A 25731-nucleotide genomic window follows, 5' to 3' on the forward strand; every position below is an offset into this window, starting at 1 on the left:
TCTTAGATGGACAAATTATTAATTTTCATCTGCATCATTTCACTCAGCGCAGGAGAAGCATTGTTTTTAATGCCGTTTTCCCATGCGGTGCGCGCACCTTTTTTGTCGCCTTTGCTCAGCAACGCTTCGCCGCGCAGATCCGCAACGATGGCTGACCAGCTTTCACCTTTCACGGCATCCAGCGTTTTCAGCGCCGCGTCCTGCTGCTTCAGTTGCACCTGAATGCGCGCCAGACGGACATTGATCATCGACTTCAGATTCTCATCGTCGGTCGCGGCAATGCCCTGCTGCAGCTGTGCAGCGGCTTTTTGCAGATCGTTCTTCTCAACGTAGCGCTGAGCCAGCTCAAGTGACGCCAGCGCACCGTAGCTGTTTTTGTTATCAGCAGCGAATTTTTCCGCAGCGGCAAAAGAGTCCTGTTTGCCGGCCTGCAGCGCGGTTACCGCGCTTTCATACGCCTGCGAGGTCTCGCGCGCATTGTCCGCCTGATGGCTGTTCCAGAAACGCCAGCCCACCAGCGCGCCGATACCCAGTACTACCCCAACGGCCAGCGCTTTGCCATTCTCGGCAAAGAAGCGCTTAATCGCGTCTACCTGGTCGTTTTCGTTTTCGTAAATTTCCACGCAGTCCTTCTCCTTAACGATAAATCACCGGGGAGATTAGCCCAGTAGTGTGCGCAAATGCGCCGCAACGCTCTCCTGCGTTACCGTACTCTGCTCACCAGAGCGTAAATCCTTCACCACAACATTTCCGTCGGCAATTTCAGACTCGCCGAGCACCAGCGCGACGCGAGCGCCCCACTTATCTGCACGGGCAAACTGCTTCTTAAAGTTGCCGCCGCCGTGGTTCATCATCAGCCGCACGCCAGGCAGCGCATCGCGCACCTGCTCACCCAACAGCATTGCTGCGGATTGCGTGTTAGCGCCAGAGGCCACCAGGTAAATATCGACAACGGATTCGGCTTTAAATTCCGGATTAACTGCCTGAACCAGCAAAACAAGTCGCTCAAGACCCATCGCGAAGCCAACCGCTGGGGTCGCGCGACCGCCGAGTTGCTCAACCAGGCCATCGTAACGGCCACCGGCGCAGACGGTACCCTGCGCGCCGAGGCTGCTGGTCACCCATTCAAACACGGTGCGGTTGTAGTAATCGAGACCGCGCACCAGGCGCTGGTTAACGGTGTAGGCGATGCCCGCCGCGTCAAGGAAAGCGCAGAGGCCGGCAAAGTGCTCGCGTGATTCGTCATCAAGATAATCACCCAGCTTCGGCGCATCGTTCAGCAGCGTCTGAATATCGGGGTTTTTGGTGTCCAGCACGCGCAGCGGGTTACTGTACATTCGACGCAGGCAATCTTCGTCGAGCTTATCTTTATGCTGCTCCAGGAACGCCACCAGCGCGTCGCGATAGGTCGCACGGGCTTCCAGCGAACCGATGGAGTTAAGCTCAAGCGCAACGTGCGAAGCGATACCCAGCTCGCGCCACCAGCGCGCGGTCAGCATAATCAGCTCGGCGTCGATATCCGGCCCCTGCAGGCCAAACACTTCCACACCCAGCTGATGGAACTGACGGTAGCGCCCTTTCTGCGGACGCTCGTAGCGGAACATCGGCCCGACGTACCACAAGCGCTGTTCCTGATTGTACAGAAGACCATGTTCGATGCCGGCGCGTACGCAGCCTGCGGTCCCTTCCGGACGCAGCGTCAGGCTGTCGCCGTTGCGGTCGTCGAAGGTATACATCTCTTTTTCAACGACGTCGGTCACTTCGCCGATCGCGCGTTTGAATAACGGGGTCTGCTCTACAATCGGCAAACGGATTTCACTGTAACCGTAGCTGCCGAGCACGTTCTTCAGGCTGCTTTCAATGCGCTGCCAGATGGCGGTCTCGCCAGGCAGATAATCGTTCATGCCGCGAATGGCTTGAATATTTTTTGCCACGTTTATTCTCTTTATTAATACAAAAAATGAACCCTCAGGGCGGCGACAAAAGCGGTCGCGCCGGGCGGGCTCATGATACACGGGATGCCAGCCTTCGCGGCACCCTTATTTTTCTACCTGCATGACGTCAATACGGCGCGTTTCATCCAGCATCGCGGCTTTCGCACGAATACGCGCCTCAAGCTGGCTGATCATATCGCCGTTATCGAGGCGATCTTTACGCACGCCATCTTCATACAGGCCGCTTTTCTTATTCCCGCCGGTAACGCCCAGGGTCGAGACCAGCGCTTCGCCCGGCCCGTTCACCACGCAGCCGATAATCGAAACATCCATCGGAGTGATGATATCTTCCAGCCGCTGCTCCAGCGCGTTGACCGTACCAATCACGTCAAACTCCTGACGGGAGCAGGTCGGGCAGGCGATAAAGTTGATGCCACGTGAGCGGATGCGCAGGGACTTGAGGATATCGAAACCGACTTTGATCTCTTCAACCGGATCCGCCGCCAGCGAAATACGCAGCGTATCGCCGATCCCTTCGGAGAGCAGCAGGCCTAAGCCAATCGCGGATTTCACCGAGCCTGCGCGCGCGCCGCCCGCTTCGGTGATCCCGAGGTGCAGCGGCTGATCGATCTGCTTCGCCAGCAGACGATAGGACTCAACGGCAAGGAAGACGTCGGAGGCTTTCACGCTCACTTTGAACTGGTCAAAGTTGAGACGATCGAGATGCTCCACATGGCGCATGGCCGATTCGAGCAGCGCCTGCGGCGTCGGCTCGCCATACTTCTCCTGCAGATCTTTTTCCAGCGAACCGGCGTTGACGCCGATGCGGATTGGGATGTTTTTATCGCGCGCGCAGTCAACAACGCTGCGGATACGCTCTTCGTTACCGATGTTGCCCGGGTTGATGCGCAAGCAATCGACGCCGTACTCGGCGACTTTCAGCGCGATGCGGTAGTCAAAGTGGATGTCCGCCACCAGCGGGACACTCACCTGCTGTTTGATAAGCCTGAACGCTTCTGCTGCGTCCATTGTCGGCACCGAGACACGCACGATGTCTGCGCCGACGCGCTCTAATGCTTTTATTTGGTTGACCGTTGCTTCAACATCCGTGGTGCGGGTGTTTGTCATAGACTGCACGGCGATGGGGGCACCATCGCCAATCGGCACATTACCAACATAAATCCGTTTTGATTTCCGCCGTTGGATCGGCGACTGGTTATGCATGAATGATCTCCCGCGTTGCCCGTCTGTTACTGTGCTGCTGATTGTTCGGCATTGAGGGTCAGACGCGCAACCTGGTTAGTTCTGATAAAACGACTCAGATCGACAGGTTTCCCCTGGAACTGGATCTGGACAGCCGACGGCGCGCCAATTTTCAGTTTATAGGGTGCCTGGCCGGTGAGATTCAGCGTGGCATCTTTACGCTGCATACCGCTAAAGAGTTTCTTACCGGTCGCATCGCTCACTTCCAGCCAGCAGTCGGCAGTAAAGTTCATCACCAGCGCGTTCGCGTCGGCAGATGCGCCCGCCACGCCCGCCTGATCGGTTGGCAGCTGAGAGACGTTATTGGTGGTAGCAGCAGGCTGCTGGGCGGAAGGTTCAACGTTCGCCTGTGAAGGCGGAACCACGCTGTTCTGGTTAGCTGTCGTGGCAGGTGAGGTGGTTGCAGGTGCCTGCACGCTCTCGGTCGGAGCCGGGGTTTCAACCGGGGTGGAACCATTATCCACCGGCGTTGAAGCGGCCTGATTATCCAGCGGCACGCTCTGGCCGTTGCTGGCATTAAGCTCGGCGGAGGATTGATCCGCCATGGTGCTGATCTCTTCCTGCTGCGCTTTGTGGTTCTGCCACCACCAGGCGCCCGTCAGGCCGACGACCACAAACAGCACCAGCCAGGTAATGCTCATCAGCCAGCCGTCGCGTTTTTTGCGCGGTTTACCCAGCGCAAAGCCCTGCATCGGTGCCACTTTTGCCGCGCGGATCGGCGCTTGTTTCTCAAGAATCGGCAGCAGCTCTTCTTCTGGAATGTGCACCAGGCGAGCATAGGAGCGGATATAACCGCGCACAAAGGTGGATGCCAGATCGGCAGGCGACCTGTCCTCTTCGATATCGCGTACCGTGGAGACCTTCAGGCACAAGCGTTCGGCAACCGCTTGCTGGCTGAGTCCAAGTTGCTCACGAGCATTGCGCAGACGAACGCCCGTGGATTGTGCTTCGTTTTGGTCTTGAGTGGCTTCAGTATTCATTCGCTACAACTACTGGTACGTGAAAAGTAAACACACAGGCGCGCGTAACCGCATAACCTACACACGCCGCGAAAAATCCGGGTCAGTTAAACGTAGACCCACAGTATAAGACTGTCAGGTTCGTGATAACAGGACGGCGTTCAGCACTATTTGCTAAGCCGTTGTTCCAGCATTACATACTGCCTCAAAGTAAGAGGAAACGCACCGTAATTATTAACGGCCTCTATATAAGCAGGCCAAATATTCAACATATTCCAAACCTGCGGCGCCAACTTCGCGCCGCAGTCACGCTTACACCGCTTTAACCGCGATCGGCTCGCCCTGCAGGCGTTTACGCATGGTGCGCTTGGTGCGGTCGATAACATCGCCCGCCAGCTGACCGCAGGCGGCATCGATATCGTCGCCGCGAGTTTTACGCACAATAGTGGTGAAACCGTAGCTCATCATCACTTTGCAGAAACGGTCGATACGGCTGTTGGAGCTGCGGCCATACGGCGCGCCCGGGAAGGGGTTCCACGGGATCAGGTTGATCTTGCACGGCGTATCTTTCAGCAGCTCGGCCAGCTCATGGGCGTGTTCAGTGCCGTCATTGACGTGATCCAGCATCACATACTCAATGGTCACGCGGCCCTGGTTGGCGTTGGACTTCTCCAGGTAGCGGCGCACCGACCCGAGGAAGGTTTCGATATTGTACTTTTTGTTGATTGGTACAATTTCGTCGCGGATAGCGTCATTCGGCGCATGGAGCGAGATCGCCAGCGCAACGTCAATCATATCACCGAGCTTATCAAGCGCCGGAACAACGCCGGAGGTCGAGAGCGTCACGCGACGTTTGGAGAGGCCAAAGCCGAAATCATCCAGCATGATCTCCATCGCCGGCACCACGTTGGTGAGATTGAGCAGCGGTTCGCCCATGCCCATCATCACCACGTTAGTGATCGGGCGGTTGCCGGTCACACGGGCAGCGCCGATGATTTTCGCCGCGCGCCACACCTGGCCGATGATTTCCGATACGCGCAGGTTGCGGTTGAAGCCCTGCTGCGCCGTGGAGCAGAATTTGCACTCCAGCGCACAACCGACCTGGGAGGAGACGCAGAGCGTCGCGCGATCCTCTTCCGGGATATAGACGGTTTCAACGCGCTGATCGCCGACGGCGATAGCCCATTTGATGGTGCCATCGGAAGAGCGTTGCTCTTCGACGACTTCAGGGGCGCGGATCTCCGCCACCTCTTTTAACTTGCCACGCAGCACTTTGTTGATGTCGGTCATCTCATCAAAGTCGTCGCAGCAGTAGTGATACATCCACTTCATCACCTGGTCGGCGCGAAACGGTTTTTCGCCTAAGTTTTTGAAAAACTCACGCATCTGCTGACGGTTGAGATCCAGCAGGTTAATTTTTGCATCTTTATTTGGAACCGTGAGAGCGTCGCTCTCAGACATGGCAATTTGTTCAGACATATTTTATTCCGGCCTCGTTATTACACGTTGTGGCCCGTGGAGGGTTAAAAAGAAGCGCCCCAGGCGAGCATCAGCTCATCCTGGGGCGCAACATTGTACAAATTCTGTCGCACAGATACCACGCCTGGACGCGGCATTTACCAATTAAAGTGTAAATCTCGTTACACAGTTAACCGGAAATTAACGAGTGCGCGGGCACACTTCGCCTTCAGCGAAGAAGTAGGCGATTTCGCGCGCGGCAGATTCAACGGAGTCGGAACCGTGGGTGCCGTTCTCGGTGAAGCTGTCTGCATAATCTGCGCGCAGGGTACCGGCCAGTGCGTTGTCCGGGTTGGTTGCGCCCAGCAGGTCGCGGTGACGCTGAACGGCGTTTTCGCCTTCCAGTACGGAAACCACGATCGGGCCGGAGGTCATGAACTCAACCAGGCCATCAAAGAACGGGCGGCCTTCGTGCTCAGCGTAGAAGCCGCGCGCCTGCTCAACGGTCAGGTGCAGCATTTTGGTGCCAACGATTTTGAAACCTGCCGCTTCAAAGCGAGAGAAGATGTTACCAATAACGTTTTTTGCCACCGCGTTCGGCTTGATGATGGAAAAAGTACGTTCAATAGCCATGATTACCTCAGTAAGTTGTTCTGTTGCCCTGAATAGGTGTGGCGCGGATTATAAAGAGCAACACCGGTCTTGCCTATGGATTAAGGTAACATTTTTTTAAAATAAGACGAGTTTGAGCAACACCAACCACCCAATGCGCCCTTTCTCGCCCTATTGCACCGTAAACTGCACGGCAGCGACCTGCCCCGCGTCATCCATCACCACCAGTTGATACGCACCGGCTCTATCGAGCTTCAGGCTCAATATGCTGCCGCGCGCCGTTAAGGGCTCGCCGTTCAAAAACCACCAGCGCCCCCCTTCCCCGCCGCTGCTTTGCAGAGGCAGGCTCGCAAAATCCTGGCCGGGTACGCGCTTGATCACCGCCCCTTCGCGCACGCCGTTTAACAACAGCGGCGGCGGTGCGTTCTCATCCCGTGGCGGGCAAACGCTGTCCGCAGGCGGTAAGCGCGCGGCGCGGCGCTCGCCGGGCGGCAGCCACGGCTCAAGCGGCAGCGGCCAGACGATCCAGTTTTTCTGCTGCGCATCCGGGCAATCCGCCGCCACGCGCCGCCCCAGATGGTTTAGCCACAGCGGAAAACTGATGCCGTGCAGTCCCTCCTGCTCCGGCATCAACAGCGTCGGGGGCTGGCTGCCATCCAGTAACCAGGTGGCAAGACGGCGGCGGCAGTTACTGTCTCCGGCAGGCAGGCTCTGCCCGCCCGGCCAGCAGATCACCCCGCTGCTCACGGAAGCAGGACGCGGGTCGCGCGGCAGACGCGCCTGGTCCAGCGCAGATCGCGGTTGCAGCAGATTGTTCACCTGGTTGAGCAGCGGCACGGCGCTGGCAAAACCAAACTGCCCCGCAACCGGCGTGCCGTCCGGGCGACCGGTCCAGATACCGATCACATAGCGGGAATTGAGGCCGATGGCCCAGGCATCGCGGTAACCGTAGCTGGTGCCGGTTTTCCACGCCAGCGGCACCACCTGCGGCAGCGCGCTGTCCGGCACCGGCTGCGCTTCATTCGCCATAATCCGGCGGATAATCCACGCCGCGCCCGGCGACATCAGGCGGCGTTCAGCCAGCGGCTGATCGGGCGTCAGCCTTAACCTGCCCGCTTTACCTCCGCGCGCAAAAGCGCTGTATGCCGCAGCGATATCCTCCAGCCGCGCGCCCGCACCGCCGAGGATCAGCGACAGGTTTGGCTCCGCACCGGCGGGCAGCATCAGCGGCAGCCCGATATTACGCAGATTACCGGCAAACTTTTTCGGCCCGTAGGCTTCCAGCACCTGTACCGCAGGCAGGTTCAGCGAGCGTACCAGCGCCTCGTTCATGCTCACCGGGCCATGAAAACCGCTGTCGAAGTTACCGGGGCGATAATCCCCGACGCGCCGCGGCACATCCTGCAACAGGGATGCGGGGTGGATCAGCCCTTCGTCCAGCGCCAGGCCGTAGATAAAGGGCTTCAGCACCGATCCCGGCGAGCGCACGGCGCTGACCATATCGACATGGCTGAAACGGCTGTCATCGTTGATATCTACCGACCCCACCCAGCCGCGCACTTTCATATCCGTATGGTCGACCACAATGATCGCCAGCGAACTGCGCATTGGCAGCCGTGGTTTGACGCTCAGCGCCAGCTCCTCCAGCTGCCGTTGCAGGCTGGCATCCAGCGTCGTAGTCACCTTCAGCTTTTTGTTCGCGCCCAGCATCCGGCGAGCAAAGAGCGGCGCCAGCTGCGGCATCTGCCGCGGCGCTAACCACACCGGCTCTTCGCGCGACTCTTTCACCTGTGCCACCGGCCACACCTGCTGGGTCACCATGCGATCCAGTACTTTATCGCGCGCTGCCTGCGCCCGCTGTGGCCAGCGGTCCGGGCGTAAACGGCTCGGTGCCTGCGGCAGCACGGCGAGCAGCGCCGCTTCCGCATAGCTCATCTTTGAGGGCGGTTTACCGAGATAGGCCCAGCTCGCCGCACCGACTCCCTGCAACGTGCCGCCAAACGGCGCGCGGTTGAGATAAATGGTCAAAATGTCGCGCTTGGAGAGATGCCACTCCAGCTGCATCGCCCGCCACAGCTGGCGAACTTTACCGCCAAAGGTGCGCGGATGCGGGTCAAGCAGACGCGCCACCTGCATCGTGAGCGTACTGCCGCCGGAGACCACGCGCCCATAGCGCAGATCCTGCCAGGCCGCGCGCGCAATAGAGAAGGGGTTAACGCCGGGATGGTCCCAGAACCAGCGATCTTCATACTGGATAAGCGCCTGCAAATAGCGCGGCGAGACCTCTTCAATAGTGACCGGATAGCGCCAGATGCCGTCGGCATCAGCAAAACGCCACAGCGGCGTGCCATCTTCGGCCACCACCACCCGCGCGGGTGACACCTCGCTCAGGGGCAGTGGCCAGATTTTATCGGCGGCGATAACCAGCAGCACAAAGAAAAGTGGCACACCCGCCAGCCAGCGCCAGCGGGTGCGTATCAGGGAGACGATCTTCACGTTATGGCGTGATGATCAACGGGCCACTGGCCGCGCCGGTTGCCCGCCACTGCGGCACATACATTGATTCCACCTGCGGAGCTGGAACCTGGTAAGTGCCAGGCGTTACCGCCCGCGCCAGATAGACCAGCGTGACCGGCTGCCCTTCGCTCACCGGTACGGCGGCGACAAAGCGATCGTCACGGAACTCCATATGCTGAATATCGGCCTGCTGCATGCGGTTGAGCAGCTCCTGCACTTCGCTGCCGCTCTCCTGCAGGCTGGCACTACTGCTGGCCAGGTTCTGGTTTTCCAGCTCCAGACCGGCAGGCAGCAGATCGACTACCAGCGCGTCCGGAACATTCTGGCTGGCCGTCACTTCCAGCCACACCAGCACCAGCTCGCCGCTCTTCAGGGAAGAGAGCGGTTTGCTGCGCCCGTCGGTGCCGAGCACATTACGCTCAATATGCAGCACTTTGCCCGAAGGTGCCGGAGCCTGCTCAGGGTAGCCTGTCGTGTCGAGACGCAGCCACAGCGGTGTGGTGCCGCTGTTCGTCACCTGCAATGCACCAAGCTGGTCAGCATCAAGGTTACGGCTCTGGGCGGTGTTACCGGCAAGCATCGCGGTATCAAGCGAGGTTTGCGCCTGCCAGTTACCGGTACTGTTTTGCAGGTTGCGGCCAGCCATAAACAGCGCGTTGCTCTCCTGGGTGGAGAGCCAGCGCTGGCTATAAGCCTGCTCGGAGAGCGTAGCCAGCAGGTGCGCCTGCGCATCCGGCAGCAGCTTATTGTCCTGCAGCAGGGCCAGCATCAGCGCGTTATCACGCAGGTTGCTGCCGTAATCCGCCAGCCAGCGGTTTTCCGCCACGCGATCGGTTTTCAGCGCCAGCGCGATAGCCTGATCGCCACGCTGGGCATCGCCCATCAGCTTCAGCGCAACGCCAAGCTGCATTAACGGCAGCCCCGCTTTCGCCTGTTCGTGGCGCTGCCAGATTTCACGCAGCGCACCCAGCGGCGCTTTCTGCTGACGCGCCAGCACCAGACCGGCGTAGCTCTGCACGGCAAATTTCGTCGCCGGCAGATCGTCGCTGTAGCGCACCGCCATCGCCGCCGGATCCTGCAGATAGCGCAGCAAGCGGTTATTAGCGTTGTTCAGTGCCTCAGCCGGAACGCTGTAACCCTGCGCCGAGGCGCTGACGAGGAAATCGGTCACGTAGGCGGTCAGCCAGTACTCTTCCGAGCCGCTCTTATCCCACAGCGAGAAGCCGCCGTCGTCACGCTGCATCTGCAGTAGACGGGAAATGCCGATATCCACCGCGGCGCGGCGCTGCTCATCGCTCTCGCCTTTGATGCCCAGCGCTTTAAGCTGTGCGGCATTGGTATAGAGCGACGGGAAGAGCCCGCTGGCGGTCTGCTCCAGGCAGCCGTACGGGTAGGCGCGCAACTCCTGAATATAACGGGCGATATTGAGCGGCGGTTTGCCGCTCAGCAGCAAACGGCCCTGCAGGGTGGCAGGCGAGATGCCCGCCAGATGCTGGCCTGGCACTTGCCAGCTTTCGCCCGGATTGAGCATTGCTCCGGTGTTGATGGTCTGCGCGGCGAAAGGCGGTCGCACACCAATCTTCCACTGCTTCTGCTGCGGCGCGAAGGTTTCGCCCGGCAGCGCAAGGCCGCTGATTTGCGCGGCAATCTCGCCGTCGCCGAAGCCATCCAGCGCGCGCACCGGAATAAAGAGCGTGGTGCGTTTACCGGCCCCGAGCGTCACGCTCTGGGTGGCTGCCCCCTCAAGCGAAAGCAGACCGCTTGCCGTCAGGTCGACATTCAGGGTTTGCGGCTTGTCCGTCAGGTTGCTGAGATCCAGCGTCAGGCGCGAGGTATCGCCGCTGCCGAGGAAGCGCGGCGTGTTCAGCTCGGCAATCATCGGGGCTGCTACCACCACTTTGCTTTCGCTGCTGCCAAAATCGTCTGCCGTCCAGGCCTGCGCCATGACGCGCAGCTCCCCGTTGAAGTCGCCAATCGGCATCGTTACAGTGCCTTCGCCGTTTTCATCCAGCGTCACCGGCTGCGCCTGCTGGGCAATGATGGTGACGTGGTTAACCGGCGGTTTGCCGCCGCGGTTAAGCTCATCGCCATCACCGCCGAAGCGCAGCGCCGCAAGACGGCCCTGGCCTTCAATCACCTGGCCGTAGATATCATAGATATCGGCACCATAGCGTTTCTGACCGAAGAAGGCCTGCCACGGATCCGGCGTCACGTAATCGGTAATGTTCAGCACCCCACTGTCGACAGCAGAGAGCAGCACGTTAACCTGTTTCGGCGTCGCGCCATCTTTCATCGAGGCTTTGACTTTGACTTTCAGCGGCTGGTTAGGCCGCATTTTTTGCGGGGCGTCGAGGGCAATCTCCAGGCGGCGGTTCTCATCGCCCATCGGCAGATGCAGCAGGCCTACCGCGCGTTTTGGCGTGGCGGATTTCGACTTATCGCCAGGGCGCACTACCAGCGTGCTGATGTAGAGATCGTGGCGCTGCCACTTCTGATCGACCGGGATCGAGAGATCCAGCCCATCAGCCGGAACGTCAATCTCCTGCCACCAGAGCGGACCTTCGCTGGACTCGATCATCGCGTAGCCCTTACCGGCGGCCGGTGCGGTGACGTGCAGCTTAACGGTATCGCCTGCTTTGTAAGAGGGTTTATCGAGCTTCATGGTGACGCGATCCGGGCGCGCCGCACCGGCGCCGTCGCTGTTATCCTGCCAGCTGTAGCCGGCCCAGAAACGCACGCTGCTCACCGTTTCATCCGGGCCTTTGACCTCCAGACGATAGGAGCCCCAGTCTACCGGGAAGGTGACTTTGCCGGTCTCATCGGCCTTCAGCGTCAGGCTCTGCTCGCCTTCCACCAGATCTTTCTGGTTGAACTGCGACTGCCAGCCGTCGTTTTCCGACCAGTTCCAGAAATAGTCGCGGCGTTCGCGGATCAGGCGCACCTGCAGATCGCTGACCGCTTTTTTATTGCCCTGCGCGTCGGCATAGACAATATCGAACGCGGCGTTACCGCCCTCATCGACAATCGGCTGATTGACGGTGGTATCAGTGCGGTAGTCATAGACCGCTTTTGAGGCGAACTGCGGGCGAATCCCTGGCAGAGCGGGCGCAGGCCAGATCGCCTGCTCCGCGCGGCGGGTCACCGGACGGCCGCCCGACTCCAGCAGGCTGGCCTGCAGAATCACTTCCAGCGGCGAGTGGGCATCCTGCCACTGGCTCGGCGTGGTCACTTCGCCTTTCCCCTCATCATCAAGGGTCAGATGGGTTTCATCGAGGCTGCGGCTCAGGTTCTCTTCAGCGATATCGCCAAACAGGAAGCCCGGCAGTGCGGCAACCGCTTCGCGCAGCGGGCGCAGGAACAGCTGCCCCTGCAGGGCGTTGCCGCTGGCAGGCGCGCCGTAAAGGTAGTGACCTTCAATGCTAAACACCACGTCTGCTGCGGGAGCCAGCGGCGTCGGCTGCGGCGTGACATTCAGCGCCATGCGCTCCGGCATAAAGTCTTCGACGTGGAAGCTCCACTCGCGCGCCAGGTTGTCGCCGGTATTGGCGCGAACATGCCACATACCGGTCTGCGCGCTGGCGTCCAGCGCATAAGTGAAGTGATAAAGGCCGTTCTGCGGCTGGCTCACCACCGAGCGAACCACCTGCCCGTCTGGTTTCACCACCTCCAGCTTGACCGGCTGCGCGGCAATCGGCTTGCCGTCGCTGTCGCGCAGCAGCCCGTTGAGGATCACCGTTTCGCCAGGGCGATAGAGATCGCGCGGGCCGAACATAAAGAACTGTTTGCTGTAGCCTGGCTCGCCGGTAATAGCGAACTCGGCGAGATCCAGCGCCGGGAGGTTAAGGTCGAGCAGCGTAGTCTCGCCCTCTTTGCGCGCCAGCAGCAGCGCACCCTCTTTATCGGTGCTTAATGTGGCGTGGCCATCGCTGTCGGTCTTCGCCTGCGCCAGGCTCTGCCCCTTCTCATTGAGCAGCATCACGTCGATACCGCCGAGCGCCGCGCCGCTTTCCAGCCCCTGCGTGAAGATATCCAGGCGGTTATGGTAACGGTGCGCAGAGAGGCCGATGTTGCTGAGCGTAAAGAGCGTCGCGGCATTACTGTAGTTGTAGTGCCCCGCCTGATTCATCACGGCGATATAGACGCCCGCCTGTTGCAGCGGTTTGATGCTGCTCAACGGCAGCATCAGTTTTTCGCGGGTGTTGCGCGCCGGGTTGAGGTCAAAGCGCCCGGTATAAACCAGATCCGCCATCTTCAGCAGCGTATCGGACTCCCAGTTGGAGAGCGAACTGCGGTACTCCCACTGGCTAATGAATGAGGCCAGCGATTCCGGCTTCACGCGGTAGAAGTTGATGTCGACATTTTCGACGTTGAGCGCCATCACCGGCAGCCCCTCAACCACTTTGCCCGGCAGCAGCGAGCCGCGGCTGGCGAAACCAACGCTCGGCTGAATATCCTGGGTGGTGATCGACTTCTCAAAGCTCTTGCCGAAGGTGGCTTTATTAAGCGCAACCAGCCCGCTCTCTACCGATACCAGCAGCTCGCGGTTCGGCTCAAGATGGCGCAGGCGCAGCTCTTTCAGGTTCGGTGCCAGCTCCCAGGCTCCGTCGACTTTGCCGCTTTTCTTATCGACCAGATGCACCACCTGGGCGAAGTTCTGATCCGGATCAAGCGGCACCGAGAAGGTCAGCACCAGCGTGGCGCTGCCGTCGAGCTGCACTTCGGACGCATCCAGCAAGTTTAACGGTTTGCCTTCGCTACGCGCGGCAAGTTCATCGCGTTTGGCTTTATCCGGCATGGCTGATGCCGCAGGCGTTTGCGCGGCGGATGAGGCGGACGCGGGTTCAGGCGCGCTGGCGCTCTTGGGTTTATCGTTATTGTCACAGCCTGCAAGCGTGAAGGCGGTGAGGAGCGCGAAAGTCAGCGCCGCGTAACGTAGCGGTTTCATTCTGTATCCCTGAGTGATTGACCCGTTGTGAGAGGCGTCGTCATTATCATTCGCAACGGTTAGAAATACAAAATATCTGATGGATTCTGGAAAGCATCTCGCAAAGCGCATTTTTTGCGCGAAGCCGGTGATGTTAGGCCGATCACACCCCGTAACGTAACATGTTACGTTGCGCGTCATTTGTTTTTAAAACAATAAGATAGATAGCGATAACACCCGACCCGCTGCTAACGTTATGTGGTCTGTGTCCCTTACTACGCGGTGCTAATAAGCGAGAACACTATGTCCAGAGCCGTGAATGCCCTACAAAATTTTGGTAAGTCCCTTTTTGGCCCGGTGCTCATTTTGCCGATCGTTGGTCTGTTTATCGCCTTCGGTAATATCTTCGGTAATGGCAACCTCGCCGAGTACCTCCCCTTTCTAGGCCACCCTCTTATTCAGCACACGGGTCAACTGATTGCCAAATCCGCCGTTTCAGTGCTCGCCAACCTCGCGCTGGTGTTTGCCGTCGGCATTCCGGTTGGGCTGGCCTCGCGTGATAAAGGCTATGCCGCACTGATTGGCCTGGTGACCTTTATCGTTTTCATTAATGCCATGAACGTGACGCTGCAACTGCAGGGCGCGCTGGCACCGGCCGATCAGATGAAAGCCGCAGGCCAGGGGATGGTGCTGGGCGTGCAGGTGCTGGAGATGGGCGTTTTCGCCGGCATCCTTACCGGCGCGCTGTCCGGGTATCTCTACGACCGCTACTCTCGCGTGCAGTTTTCCGGTGCAATGGCGATCTACTCCGGGCACTGCTTTGTCGCCATCATTATGCTGCCGGTCTCAATGGTGCTTGGCGTGGTAATGAGCGAGCTGTGGCCCTTCGCCCAGCACGGTATCAGCGCGCTGGCAATGGCGATTAAAGGCGCAGGCCCCTTCGGCGTGGCGGTGTATGGCTTCCTGGAGCGCATTCTGGTGCCGACCGGCCTGCATCATCTGGTCTATACGCCGTTTTTGTATACCGAACTGGGCGGCACGGCTGAAGTGTGCGGCAGCACTTATCAGGGCGCGCGCAACATCTACTTTGCCGAAATGGCCTGCCCGGGTGTGACCAAACTGAGCAGCACCGTGGTGTGGGATGCGCGCGGCATCAGCAAGATGTTCGGCCTGCCGGCTGCCGCGCTGGCGATGTATATGACGGCGAAACCGGAGCGCAAAGCCGCGGCGAAAGCGATTTTGATCCCCGCCGCGCTCACCTCGCTGCTGGTTGGCGTTACCGAACCAATTGAGTTCTCTTTCCTCTTTATCGCCCCGCTGCTGTTCGTGGTGCATGCGGTGCTGACCGGCATCGGCATGATGCTCTTCTCGCTCTTCGGCGTTCATGCCATCGGCGCGAACGGCATTATCGACTTCATTCTCTACAACCTGCCGCTCGGCACTGAGAAGTCCAACTGGCCGATGTATCTGCTGGTCGGGCTGATTATGTTCGCCCTCTACTTCGTCACCTTCCGCTTCCTGATTTTGCGCTTCAACATGAAAACGCCGGGGCGCGAAGAGGAGAGCGAAGAGACGCGCCTCTACAGCAAGCAGGAGTACCAGGCGAAGGGGAATAACGACGCGGTGGGCGAGGCAATTATTAATGGTCTTGGCGGGCGTGAAAATATCGAAGTGGTCGACAACTGCTACACCCGCCTGCGCGTGACGGTGAAAGATGTGGCGGCGATCAATGAGCCGCAACTGAAAGCTACCGGCGCGAAAGGCGTGATTAAACAAGGTAATAACGTTCAGGTGGTCTACGGGCTGCATGTCAAAAAAATGCGAGAAGCTGTTGAGATGTTTCTCTGAAGGAGTCCAGAAATGGTTAAACCCCCGTTTATCTTATCCATTGCCGGTGGTGGCAGTACCTATACGCCGGGCATCGTCAAAAGCCTGATGGTGCGCCTGGAGGATTTCCCGCTGGCGGAAATTCGCCTCTACGACATTGATGCCGAGCGGCAGAATACCATTGCGCCGGTGGTCGAGAAGGTGATCCGCGATCACAGCGAGAGCATCAAATTTACCGTCACGAATGATGCCGAAACCGCCTTTCGCGGCGCGCATTTTGTCTTCGCCCAGATGCGCGTCGGCCAGTACAAGATGCGCGAACAGGATGAGAAGATCCCGCTGCGCCACGGCGTCGTCGGCCAGGAGACCTGCGGGCCAGGCGGGCTGGCCTACGGGCTGCGTACCATTTTGCCGATGGTGGAGCTGATCGACCTGGTCGAGCGCTACGCGGATAAGAAAGCCTGGATCGTTAACTACTCCAACCCGGCAGCGATTGTCGCGGAAGGGGTGCGCCGTCTGCGCCCGAACGCGCGGGTGCTCAATATCTGCGATATGCCGGTGGCGGCGATGCGCAATATGGGCGCGATCCTCGGCGTCGATCGTCATAAGCTTGAGGTCGACTACTTTGGCCTCAACCACTTCGGCTGGTTTACCCAGGTACGCGTCGATGGCGAAGATCGCCTCCCTGCGCTGCGCGAGCATGTTGCCCGCTTTGGCCTGCTGACGGAAGATGCCGCCCAGACCGATCCGCAGCATGCCGATCCCTCATGGGTGAAAACCTGGCGCAACATTAAGCCGATCATGGATCACTTCCCGGAGTATCTGCCGAACCCCTATCTGCAGTACTACCTGATGCCCAACGAGATTGTCGATCATCAGGATCCGAACTACACCCGCGCCAATGAAGTGATGGACGGGCGCGAGAAAAAACTCTTCGCCGCGGCGGCTGAGTATAAGCAGACCGGCATTCTGCCCGATGCGTTCCACGTCGGCGTTCACGGCGCGTTTATTGTCGATGTCGCCTGCTCGCTGGCCTTCAACCTGCGCCAGCGTCATCTGGTGATTGTGGAAAACAAGGGCGCGATTGCCAACCTGCCCTACGATGCGATGGTGGAAGTGCCTGCTTATATCACCAGTAACGGGCCGGAGCCGGTGCGCATGGGCGCGGTGCCACTGTTCCACCAGACGCTGCTGATGCAGCAGCTGGCCTCGGAGCAGTTGCTGGTGGAAGCGACGATGGAGGGAAGTTACGAGAAGGCATTGCAGGCCTTTACCCTTAATCGCACCGTGCCGACCATGCAGCATGCGAAGGCGATCCTTGATGAGATGATTACCGCTAATCAGGATTACTGGCCTGCGCTGCAAAAAGCCTGGGAAAACGGCAAAGCGGTGTAATTTTCCGAGGTGGCTCGCGGCGCGAGAGATGGTAGCTTGTCGGGCAGTGAAAAAACGTTAACAATTCAGTTAACTGTTGATGACCCGGAGGCACCATGTCCACCTCTTTTTTTGTCGCGGCCGACTGGCTGATAGAGCATAGCGATGATCCTGAAATCCAACTGATTGACGCCAGAATGGCGCCGGTTGGCCAGGAGCATCGCGATATGAAAGCGGAATACCGCGCCGGACACCTGCCCGGTGCGGTCTTTTTTGATATTGAAGCCCTCTCCGATCACACTTCGCCCCTGCCCCATATGCTCTCTCGCCCGGAGACCTTTGCCGTCGCCATGCGCGAGTTGGGCGTCTGCCAGGATAAACACCTGGTGGTGTATGACGAAGGCAACCTCTTCTCCGCGCCGCGAGCCTGGTGGATGCTGCGCAAGGTTGGGGTTGAGAAGGTCTCTATTCTCGCCGGTGGTCTGGCGGGCTGGCAGCGTGATGCCCTACCGTTACAGCAGGGCGATGTCGCGCTACCGGAGTCTGATTTCACCGCCAATTTCGACCCTTCCGTGGTGAAAAAGGTGACCGATGTGCTGCTGGCGAGCCACGAAGGCACGGCGCAGTTGGTCGATGCCCGTCCGGCGCCGCGTTTCAGTGGCGAAGTGGATGAACCGCGCCCAGGTCTCAAGCGTGGCCATATTCCCGGCGCGCTGAATGTGCCGTGGGTCGATCTGGTGGCGGATGGCGAACTGAAAACCACCGATGAGCTGCTGCGCATATTCCAGCGCCAGGGTGTCGATCTGCACCAGCCGATAATCGCCAGCTGCGGCTCCGGCGTGACCGCCGCCGTGGTACTGCTGGCGCTGGAGACGCTCGGCGTCAATACGGCAACGCTCTATGACGGCTCATGGAGTGAGTGGGGCGCGCGCGACGATCTGCCTGTCGAAAGCGTGTAGATGGATAACCGACTTGCGCCTCTGCTGACGCGCGGGGAGTCACTCTCCCGCGCGGAATACCGCGTGCTGGCTCACCTTACGGAGCACCCGCTGCTGGTGGGTAACATTACCGTGCGCGCGCTGGCGCAGGCGACCTATGTCTCGACAGCGACGATTATTCGTCTCTGCCAGAAACTAGGGTTTAGCGGTTTTAGCGAGTTTATCTGGCACTGCAAACAGCTGCTGGCTGATACCCCGCACCTGGCGGAGCAGCACCATGACGGCGTCGCCGAGCTGCCCGCTCTGTTTCAGCAGTTTATGGTTAATTACCAGCATACCTTTCAGTGGGTGACTGAGGAGAAGCGGCGACTGTTTGCCAGCCTGCTGCGCGAGCAAGAGAGCTTTTTTCTCTACGGCGCGGGGTTCTCCTATCTGTTCGCCGAGTACCTGACCAAAAAATTACAGGTGCTGGGCAAGACGGCGTTTATCTCCGGTCCCGGCGACAGCCGCAATATCTTTCTCAGCAACGCCGCGCGTTATCAGGTGTTCATTGCCGTTTCGCGCAGCGGCGAAACCGAGCAGGTGCTGGATAAGGCGCGGATTGCGCGCACGGTGGGGATGACGGTGGTGGCCTTTACGCGCGCCTCGGCCAATTCGCTGGCAGCGCTGGCGGATGTGCATTTTGCCCTTTACGACGAGGCGGTGCATTTCGCCGCCGAAGCCGCGGGGATCACCTCGTTTGAGTCCAACCTGGTGCTGCTGATGGATCTACTGTTGTTAGAAGCCACGCAGGCCGGATAACGGCGCGGAAAAATGCCTGATGGCGCTGCGCTTATCAGGCCTACAGATGATACGTAGGCCGGATAAGGCGCTTACGCCGCCATCCAGCATTCACACGGCACCAAAAACGTAGGCCGGATAAGGCGCTTACGCCGCCATCCGGCATTCACACGGCACCAAAAACGTAAGCTGGATAAGGCGCTTACGCCGCCATCCGGCATTCACACGGCACCGAAGCCGTAAACCGCCGCTGACAACCTCACGCCGAATGTTTCGACAACTCCCGGCGCGCCCACGCACTTTCCGTATACTCATTGAGCGCGACGTAAAACTCTTCGATGGACAACTTCTCGCGCTGCTCACCTTTCAACAACCCGCCGGGCAGGCTCAGCACAACCTTGCGGTTTTGAGGCTCAAAGATAAAGTTGCGCACCAGACGGCTGACCACCAGCTTCGGCGGCTGATAGCCTTCGCGCCAGAAGAGATCGATAAACACCCAATCATTAATGCTGCGAATGCCAATATTCTCGATGGCGTCAAGCATAAACGGCGCGCTGAGCTGATAGCTCTCAATCCCCTGCGCCGTCAACGTAAAGAGCGGCTGACGTACACGGGTGTACATCGTCCAGCTCGCCAGCGCAAAGAGCAGCGTACCGGCCACGAGGCCGAAGATAATCATATCCATCGGGCTGTTGGCCGATGAATCCCATCGAATGCTCAGAGTGAACACCATCACCGCAGCGGCGGCGCAGAGCAGCGTCAGCCCAACGAAGATCCACAGATTTTTCTTGCGCAGGGAGACCACCAGCGTATCGGTGGCGCGCGAAGCGAGATCCTTAAGCTCAGACTGATAAGCCTCATAATGAGCGTCAACTTCGCTGGCCATGCCGAGGGTTAACGCCCTGGAGAGCGCAGAAGCGTCGCGAAACAGGCTGCGCATCCAGAGATAATCTGCTTCCTCAACCGCGCGCGAAGCCTGCGCCATTAGCCTGTCGTCCAGCGGCACTTTTAGCTGTTCAATACGCGCACGGGTCGGTGGATGGCTGTCCGTCGGGTGCGCCAGCGCCTCTTCCAGTGATGCGGAGAGATCGAAACGTTCGCCGCTGCGCAGTTCGCTAAAGAGGCTATGCACCAGATCGTCGGTTGCCAGTTTGCGCTGGAAGAACTGCTCCATCGGCCCCTGAAAGCGCTCATTAAGGGCGGAGAAACGCAGCAGCGATGCGGCAAGGGCTATCGATGAACTGGTGCGCGCTCCGGCGGCATCTGCTGCCAGCTCACGCACTCGGCTCCAGCCGCTCACCGTTTCGTGGAACTGGCGGAAAAACCACATGCCAAGATGAATGGTCGGATTCAGCGCCAGACGCTCCAGCCAGCCGCTGCCGCCAACGTCACGGTAGAAGTAGTTAAGGCTGTTCTCCATCCCGGCATAAAGCCCGGCAAAGTGCAGCGTATAGAGGGTGTCATTGCCGGAGAAGTGCCCCAGCTCGTGACCGATGACCGCTGCCACCTCCTCTTTATTCATAAACGCCGCATAGCTGAGCGGGAAGTAGAGGGTATTGCCGGTAAGCCGTTCGCCCTTCTCGATTTGCACCGGGCTTGCGGTGACATAGAAGCCTTCGAACAGGCCCACCACAATGTTATCCGGGACTATTGCCTGCCCGCGCTGTGCAAGCTCCCTGACCCAGCGCCAGAGTTCCGGCGCATCGTTTTCGCGCACGGCGGTGCCGTGTACCTCCATATCCTGTGGCTCAAACAGGGCGAAACACTTTTTCAGCAGGAAGAGGCTCTTCAACACCATAAACAGCAGGGAGCCAATCACCAGCAGGATGAAGAGCACCAGCTTGATGTTTAACGCGCTCGCGGGCCCCAGGGTGTAGAGCCAGCAGATTTCATACAAGAAGACCGCGATCAGCGCAAAACCGATGCAGGACATCACAGTGACCATGATAAAAGGCAGCAGTTTGCGGCAGAGATTAAAGGCGACAATCAGATGATCGGCCGAGATGCGCGCCCTGCGCACGCTGTAGAAGCAGAGCGCCACCGCGCTGGTGCTGGCAAGCAGCGCCATCAGTGACAGAAAGATACCGGCTTTCGACAGAAAGTGGCGCAGCAGATCGGCCGCCGCGCTGTGCCCGACGGTGCCATATCGCGTGACCTGGTAGACATAGCCATCATCGATACGAATGTTTTGCCAGCAGGCATAAACCAGCAATAAGAGGGGCACGCCGAAGCAGTAGAGCAGAGTTTTTCTGTCCATAACCTTAACCGTAAAGAAACGTAAAAGCGCACCCTACCACAGGGATGGGCTGAATACATTCCCCACGAATTTAGGGGGGTAAGCGGTACGGGGCGTACCGCCTGAGACGTTAGATAATGCGGTTGGTTTTGAAATCGCGCAGGAAGCTGCCCCAGCGGCGCTCGTAGAACGGGGTGATGTGCGCCAGCATAAAGTGGCTGATGCCCTTCTCGCCTTCGGCGACCTGGCAGATATCAACTGGCTCATCGCCCGGCAGCGTATCGGTCGCCACGCTGCCCGCGGCATGGATGATCTCTTCGATATCGCCTTCGGCTTCGATGCCAATTAACAGGTTCGCCTGCGCATCGGCCTGCTCTTTGATGGAGCAGATAAAGGCGCGTTTGACGGTTTTAATACTTTTGAACAGCGTGGTCAGGGAGTCGACCATCTGCGCGGGCGGCTCGGCAACTTCCGAGAGCAGCAGCGCGGTACCGCCTTCAAGCACCTCTTGCTGGCTGAGCGGGCTGCCCTCTTCGCCAACCAGATGGCTGATTTCACGCGGAGTGAACTCTTTGCCGGTCGGGAGCTTAGCGTTAAGGAACAGGGTTTCGCCGAGGGTCATTTCAAACAGCGTGCGCGCGGGCATCACCACAAAAGCCTGCTCGTCGTCGATCGCCTGTTGCAGCGCCGCGAGGGAGGTGAAAAAGGGGATCACCGAAGTGCCGTCATCTTTTTCCCAGTGCTGGATATCGAGCGCGCTCTCCTCCACCACCGCTTCGCCTTCTGCGGCGTTGCCTGGCACCCAGACGGTAGAGTCGAGCAGCGTGCGGAAAAAGGCCGGACGGTAAGCGGGTTCGGTCGCCGCCTGCTCAAGCAGGGTTTCTAATTCGTTTTTCGTTTCGGACATAGGATCTCTGGTTCGTTTTCGTGCGTCATCGCGCCCGGGTTTCGCGTATTGCCGGATGGCGGCGTAAACGCCTTATCCGGCCTACGTATCCGGCGGCAATCTGTAGCTCCGGGGCCGCTTTCTTGCCGGATGGCGGCGTAAACGCCTTATCCGGCCTACATTTCGCAAGGTGCGGCTTTTGTAGGCCGGATAAGCGCAGCGCCATCCGGCACACCGCTTACTCGGCGGTCAACAGATTGGCAACGGTGCGCACACCCAACCCAGTCGCACCGGCGGCCCACTGCTCAACGGCGGATTTACGGTAGGTCGCCGAGCAGTCGATATGCAGCCAGCCCTGCTGATAGTTTTCCACAAAGTGCGACAGGAAACCGGCGGCGGTGCTCGCCCCTGCCGGGAAGGCCGCGCTGGCGGTGTTGTTCAGCTCGGCAAAGTTGGACGGCAGCTGGTGACGGTGGAACTCCGCCAGCGGCAGACGCCAGAACGGCTCGTTTTCCGCCGCCGCGCTGTTAAGCAGGCGGCCCGCCAGCGCGTCATCAAAGCTGAACAGCGCATGGTAATCATTGCCCAGCGCAGTTTTCGCCGCCCCGGTCAGGGTCGCGGCATCGATAATCAGCTGCGGTTTTTGCGCGCAGGCATCAATCAGGCCATCCGCCAGCACCAGACGCCCTTCCGCGTCGGTGTTCATCACCTCAACTTTTTTACCGTTGCGGTAGTGAATAATATCGCCCAGCTTAAACGCATTGCCGCTGACCATGTTGTCAGCACAGCAGAGCCAGAGCTTAACGCGCTTGTTCAGGCCGCGATTGATGGCAAATGCCAGCGCACCGGTCACCAGCGCCGCGCCGCCCATATCGGATTTCATCGAATCCATAAATGCGCTCTGCTTCAGGCTGTAGCCGCCGGTATCAAAGGTGATGCCTTTGCCCACCAGCGCGGCGTAGACCGGCGCATCCGGGTTACCGGTCGGGTTGTAATCGAGTGCCAGCAGCACCGGCGGACGCTCGGAGCCGCGCCCTACGGTATGCAGCCCCATGTAGTTCTGCTCGCGCAGATCTTCACCTTTGGTGATGCGGTAAGACACATTGTCGCCGCCAACGCTGAAGAGCAGATCGACCGCGCGCTGTGCCAGCTGCTCCGGCCCTAGCTCTTCCGCCGAGGCGTTGATGGTGTCGCGCACCCAGTCGATCACTTTCAGGCGGCTATCCAGCTCTTTCTGCTGCGCTTCATCCAGCTGCGCCCACTCAACCTTACGCGTCCCTTTTGGCCCCTTATAGCCAGACCAGAACGCCCAGCTGCGATCCGCATCCCACCCTTCGCCGCTCAGGGCTACGTGTTTGATGCCGAGGCCGTCGATTTTGCGCGCCGCGCGCTGAATCAGCCCCAGATCGTCCTTGCCGGTTAAGTGCAGTGCGATGCCGTCGTTGTTGATGCTGTAGGCTGCTTTTTCACCCCAGCGCGCGTCAGCGGGCTGCGTGGTGAGGGTGACTTTCATAGCTTCTGTCATTCTTTTTATCCTTTTCACACTCGCCGGAGGGCAGACGCCTGCTCCGGCCAACGGTTGTGTCCATAAAAACGGGCCACCCGAAGGCAGCCCGTTTGATGATTATGCTGCTTCGTCTAACCAGACTAGCAGAATCGCTTCAAGAATTTTTTCATTCGATGCCGCCGGATCGTCATCAAACTCTTCCAGCTCGCAGATCCACTGATGCATATCGGTGAAACGTACGGTGGTCGGGTCCACATCCGGGCGGCTGTCATACAGCGCCTCGCCGATTTCACGGCTGTCTGTCCACTTCAGCCCCATCTTAGTGCTCCCGCGCGTGGTTGATGGTGTAACGCGGGATTTCGACCACCAGATCTTCATCGGTGACGCGCGCCTGGCAGCCTAAACGGCTCTCCGGCTCCAGACCCCAGGCTTTATCCAGCATGTCATCTTCGTCTTCGCTGCTTTCCGGCAGCGAGTCGAACCCTTCACGCACCACACAGTGGCAGGTGGTGCAGGCGCAGGATTTTTCACAGGCGTGTTCAATCTCAATGCCGCCGCGCAGGGCGACATCCAGAATCGTTTCACCGCTCTTAGCTTCCAGAACTGCGCCATCCGGACAGAGGTCCTGATGAGGCAGAAAAACAATTTTAGGCATATTAAACCTCGTCGACGGAATGGCCTTTTAATGCGCTGCGTACGGATTGGTCCATACGACGCGCGGCAAATTCCTGGGTTTGTTTATCTACATTTTTAATGGCGTGTTCGATAGCGTCGGTATCATCGGTCTCGGCAACCGCGCGCAGCTGCGCGACCCCCTCGTCGATCTCCGCCCGCTCTGCGGCGCTTAACAGCGCGGCATCCGCGGCGAGCGCACTGGTCACACTCTCCAGCACGCGCGCGGCTTCCACTTTCTGTTCCGCCAGCATGCGCGCTTTCACGTCCTGCTCGGCGAAACTCATGGAGTCTTTAATCATGTCGGCGATTTCACCGTCGGTCAGCCCGTAAGAGGGTTTTACCTGGATGGAGGCTTCGACACCGGTCGATTTCTCCATCGCCGTGACGCTCAGTAGGCCATCGGCATCCACCTGGAAGGTGACGCGAATATGCGCCCCGCCCGCCGGCATCGCCGGGATGCCCCGCAGTGAGAAACGCGCCAGCGAGCGGCAGTCGCTCACCAGTTCACGCTCGCCCTGCATCACGTGGATCGACATTGCGGTTTGCCCATCTTTGAAGGTGGTGAACTCCTGCGCGCGCGCCACCGGAATAGTGGTGTTACGCGGGATCACCTTCTCGACCAGGCCGCCCATCGTCTCCAGCCCCAGCGACAGCGGGATGACATCCAGCAGCAGCATTTCGCTGTCCGGCTTGTTGCCAACCAGAATATCGGCCTGGATAGCCGCGCCAATGGCGACCACTTTATCCGGGTCGATGGAGGTGAGCGGCGTGCGGCCAAAGAAGTCGCCGACACGTTCGCGCACCAGCGGCACGCGGGTCGACCCGCCGACCATCACCACTTCCAGCACCTCGTCCGCTTCGACGCCCGCATCTTTCAGGGCGCGGCGGCAGGAGAGCAGCGTGCGTTTTACCAGTGGCGTAATCAGCGCGTCGAACTGTTCACGGGTGATTTCACCCTGCCAGCCCGCCACATTGACCGCCACGCGGTCGGCATCGCTCAGAGCGATTTTGGCGGCAATTGCCGCGTCCAGCAGTTCGCGCTGCTGACGGGCGTCGCTCCGTTCGGAGATGCCCGCCTGCTCGCAGATAAAGTCCGCCAGCAGGTGGTCGAAATCATCGCCGCCAAGCGCAGAGTCACCGCCGGTGGCCAGCACTTCAAACACGCCGCGGCTCAGGCGCAGAATCGAGATATCAAAGGTACCGCCGCCCAGATCGTAGACGGCAATGACGCCCTCTTTACCGGAGTCGAGACCGTAGGCGATCGCCGCCGCCGTCGGTTCGTTCAGCAGGCGCAGCACGTGCAGGCCCGCCAGACGCGCGGCGTCTTTGGTGCCCTGGCGCTGAGCGTCATCAAAATAGGCGGGCACGGTGATCACGACGCCATCCAGCTCGCCAGCCAACGATTCTTGCGCGCGGGCGGCAAGGGCTTTGAGGATATCGGCGGAGACGCGGATCGGGTTAACCAGACCGGCGCGGGTGACAATCATCGGCAGGCCGTTTTCGCTCGCCTGAAACTGCCACGGCAGGTGCGGGTAGCGCGCCTGGATATCGGCAAGACTGCGGCCCATCAGGCGTTTTACCGAGCTGATGGTGTTGACCGAATCGAGCGCGGCGTTGTTGCGCGCATCAAAACCAACCACGTGGCTTTCAGCCTGATAGTGGACGACAGAGGGGAGCAGATGGCGCCCCGCGCTGTCGGCCAGCGTTTCCGCCTGGCCGCTACGTACCGTCGCCACCAGCGAGTTGGTGGTCCCGAGGTCGATGCCTGCCGCCAGCCGACGCTGGTGCGGCGCGGCGCTCAGACCCGGTTCACTGATTTGTAATAAGGCCATGATGTGCTT

At 59.5% G+C, this 25731-nt stretch carries 18 protein-coding genes; 4 read left to right on the forward strand and 14 right to left on the reverse strand.

What is annotated here, in order from left to right; genetic code table 11:
- Positions 1-2: 2 nt before the first annotated feature.
- The 8 genes from HF650_RS17530 to HF650_RS17565 form a co-directional block, all read right to left on the reverse strand.
- The gene (locus tag HF650_RS17530) at positions 3-623 is read right to left on the reverse strand and encodes a YfgM family protein (RefSeq protein WP_187799698.1); all 621 of its coding nucleotides are present in this window, start codon (positions 621-623) and stop codon (positions 3-5) included.
- A 36-nt stretch (positions 624-659) separates the two neighbouring features.
- Positions 660-1934, reverse strand: coding sequence for a histidine--tRNA ligase (hisS, locus tag HF650_RS17535; RefSeq protein ID WP_187799699.1), 1275 nt, complete (start codon positions 1932-1934; stop codon positions 660-662).
- Positions 1935-2039: 105 nt separating this feature from the next.
- Positions 2040-3158 (reverse strand): flavodoxin-dependent (E)-4-hydroxy-3-methylbut-2-enyl-diphosphate synthase, encoded by a 1119-nt coding sequence (ispG, locus tag HF650_RS17540; RefSeq protein WP_187799700.1) that lies wholly within the window; start codon positions 3156-3158, stop codon positions 2040-2042.
- A gap of 26 nt (positions 3159-3184) precedes the next feature.
- Positions 3185-4177, reverse strand: coding sequence for a cytoskeleton protein RodZ (gene rodZ / locus HF650_RS17545; RefSeq protein WP_187799701.1), 993 nt, complete (start codon positions 4175-4177; stop codon positions 3185-3187).
- A gap of 291 nt (positions 4178-4468) precedes the next feature.
- Positions 4469-5635: a bifunctional tRNA (adenosine(37)-C2)-methyltransferase TrmG/ribosomal RNA large subunit methyltransferase RlmN gene (locus HF650_RS17550; RefSeq protein ID WP_187799702.1), complete on the reverse strand. Its 1167-nt coding sequence runs from the start codon at positions 5633-5635 to the stop codon at positions 4469-4471.
- A gap of 180 nt (positions 5636-5815) precedes the next feature.
- Positions 5816-6247 (reverse strand): nucleoside-diphosphate kinase, encoded by a 432-nt coding sequence (ndk, locus tag HF650_RS17555; protein WP_023481239.1) that lies wholly within the window; start codon positions 6245-6247, stop codon positions 5816-5818.
- A 150-nt stretch (positions 6248-6397) separates the two neighbouring features.
- On the reverse strand, positions 6398-8722 hold the full coding sequence (pbpC, locus tag HF650_RS17560) for a peptidoglycan glycosyltransferase PbpC (protein WP_187799703.1): 2325 nt from the start codon (positions 8720-8722) through the stop codon (positions 6398-6400).
- Between the two features lies 1 nt (position 8723).
- The gene (locus tag HF650_RS17565; RefSeq protein ID WP_187799704.1) at positions 8724-13688 is read right to left on the reverse strand and encodes an alpha-2-macroglobulin; all 4965 of its coding nucleotides are present in this window, start codon (positions 13686-13688) and stop codon (positions 8724-8726) included.
- A gap of 282 nt (positions 13689-13970) precedes the next feature.
- On the opposite strand from HF650_RS17565, the gene HF650_RS17570 reads away from it, so the two are divergent.
- The 4 genes from HF650_RS17570 to HF650_RS17585 all read left to right on the forward strand — a co-directional run bounded on the left by HF650_RS17570 (position 13971) and on the right by HF650_RS17585 (position 18607).
- Positions 13971-15515, forward strand: coding sequence for a PTS transporter subunit EIIC (locus tag HF650_RS17570; protein WP_187799705.1), 1545 nt, complete (start codon positions 13971-13973; stop codon positions 15513-15515).
- A gap of 12 nt (positions 15516-15527) precedes the next feature.
- A complete protein-coding gene (locus tag HF650_RS17575; protein ID WP_187799706.1) occupies positions 15528-16889 on the forward strand; it encodes a 6-phospho-alpha-glucosidase in 1362 nt (453 codons plus the stop codon).
- A 95-nt stretch (positions 16890-16984) separates the two neighbouring features.
- Positions 16985-17827 (forward strand): 3-mercaptopyruvate sulfurtransferase, encoded by an 843-nt coding sequence (gene sseA / locus HF650_RS17580; RefSeq protein WP_187799707.1) that lies wholly within the window; start codon positions 16985-16987, stop codon positions 17825-17827.
- Positions 17828-18607 (forward strand): MurR/RpiR family transcriptional regulator, encoded by a 780-nt coding sequence (locus tag HF650_RS17585; protein ID WP_187799708.1) that lies wholly within the window; start codon positions 17828-17830, stop codon positions 18605-18607.
- Positions 18608-18845: 238 nt separating this feature from the next.
- On the opposite strand, the gene HF650_RS17590 is transcribed toward HF650_RS17585, so the two are convergent.
- The 6 genes from HF650_RS17590 to hscA all read right to left on the reverse strand — a co-directional run bounded on the left by HF650_RS17590 (position 18846) and on the right by hscA (position 25722).
- The gene (locus HF650_RS17590; RefSeq protein ID WP_187799709.1) at positions 18846-20843 is read right to left on the reverse strand and encodes a M48 family metallopeptidase; all 1998 of its coding nucleotides are present in this window, start codon (positions 20841-20843) and stop codon (positions 18846-18848) included.
- Between the two features lie 109 nt (positions 20844-20952).
- Positions 20953-21729: an enhanced serine sensitivity protein SseB gene (gene sseB, locus HF650_RS17595; protein ID WP_054803488.1), complete on the reverse strand. Its 777-nt coding sequence runs from the start codon at positions 21727-21729 to the stop codon at positions 20953-20955.
- A 217-nt stretch (positions 21730-21946) separates the two neighbouring features.
- Entirely contained in the window at positions 21947-23233 is a 1287-nt protein-coding gene (gene pepB, locus HF650_RS17600; protein ID WP_187799710.1) for an aminopeptidase PepB, read from the reverse strand.
- A gap of 99 nt (positions 23234-23332) precedes the next feature.
- A complete protein-coding gene (gene iscX, locus HF650_RS17605; RefSeq protein WP_023481246.1) occupies positions 23333-23533 on the reverse strand; it encodes a Fe-S cluster assembly protein IscX in 201 nt (66 codons plus the stop codon).
- 1 nt (position 23534) lies between these two features.
- The gene (fdx, locus tag HF650_RS17610; protein WP_039079657.1) at positions 23535-23870 is read right to left on the reverse strand and encodes an ISC system 2Fe-2S type ferredoxin; all 336 of its coding nucleotides are present in this window, start codon (positions 23868-23870) and stop codon (positions 23535-23537) included.
- 1 nt (position 23871) lies between these two features.
- On the reverse strand, positions 23872-25722 hold the full coding sequence (gene hscA / locus HF650_RS17615; protein ID WP_187799711.1) for a Fe-S protein assembly chaperone HscA: 1851 nt from the start codon (positions 25720-25722) through the stop codon (positions 23872-23874).
- Positions 25723-25731 lie beyond the last annotated feature (9 nt).

Origin of the sequence: Kosakonia sp. SMBL-WEM22 (assembly GCF_014490785.1) — a bacterium.
GTDB lineage: Bacteria > Pseudomonadota > Gammaproteobacteria > Enterobacterales > Enterobacteriaceae > Kosakonia.

What these genes read in the sequence shown, in the direction of transcription:
- ndk (WP_023481239.1), bottom strand. Translation starts at nt 6,247, where the DNA reads ATGGCTATTGAACGTACTTTTTCCATCATCAAGCCGAACGCGGTGGCA.
- HF650_RS17590 (WP_187799709.1), bottom strand. Translation starts at nt 20,843, where the DNA reads ATGGACAGAAAAACTCTGCTCTACTGCTTCGGCGTGCCCCTCTTATTG.
- hscA (WP_187799711.1), bottom strand. Translation starts at nt 25,722, where the DNA reads ATGGCCTTATTACAAATCAGTGAACCGGGTCTGAGCGCCGCGCCGCAC.
- iscX (WP_023481246.1), bottom strand. Translation starts at nt 23,533, where the DNA reads ATGGGGCTGAAGTGGACAGACAGCCGTGAAATCGGCGAGGCGCTGTAT.
- HF650_RS17575 (WP_187799706.1), top strand. Translation starts at nt 15,528, where the DNA reads ATGGTTAAACCCCCGTTTATCTTATCCATTGCCGGTGGTGGCAGTACC.
- ispG (WP_187799700.1), bottom strand. Translation starts at nt 3,158, where the DNA reads ATGCATAACCAGTCGCCGATCCAACGGCGGAAATCAAAACGGATTTAT.
- sseA (WP_187799707.1), top strand. Translation starts at nt 16,985, where the DNA reads ATGTCCACCTCTTTTTTTGTCGCGGCCGACTGGCTGATAGAGCATAGC.
- fdx (WP_039079657.1), bottom strand. Translation starts at nt 23,870, where the DNA reads ATGCCTAAAATTGTTTTTCTGCCTCATCAGGACCTCTGTCCGGATGGC.
- sseB (WP_054803488.1), bottom strand. Translation starts at nt 21,729, where the DNA reads ATGTCCGAAACGAAAAACGAATTAGAAACCCTGCTTGAGCAGGCGGCG.
- HF650_RS17565 (WP_187799704.1), bottom strand. Translation starts at nt 13,688, where the DNA reads ATGAAACCGCTACGTTACGCGGCGCTGACTTTCGCGCTCCTCACCGCC.
- rodZ (WP_187799701.1), bottom strand. Translation starts at nt 4,177, where the DNA reads ATGAATACTGAAGCCACTCAAGACCAAAACGAAGCACAATCCACGGGC.
- HF650_RS17585 (WP_187799708.1), top strand. Translation starts at nt 17,828, where the DNA reads ATGGATAACCGACTTGCGCCTCTGCTGACGCGCGGGGAGTCACTCTCC.
- HF650_RS17570 (WP_187799705.1), top strand. Translation starts at nt 13,971, where the DNA reads ATGTCCAGAGCCGTGAATGCCCTACAAAATTTTGGTAAGTCCCTTTTT.
- HF650_RS17550 (WP_187799702.1), bottom strand. Translation starts at nt 5,635, where the DNA reads ATGTCTGAACAAATTGCCATGTCTGAGAGCGACGCTCTCACGGTTCCA.
- pepB (WP_187799710.1), bottom strand. Translation starts at nt 23,233, where the DNA reads ATGACAGAAGCTATGAAAGTCACCCTCACCACGCAGCCCGCTGACGCG.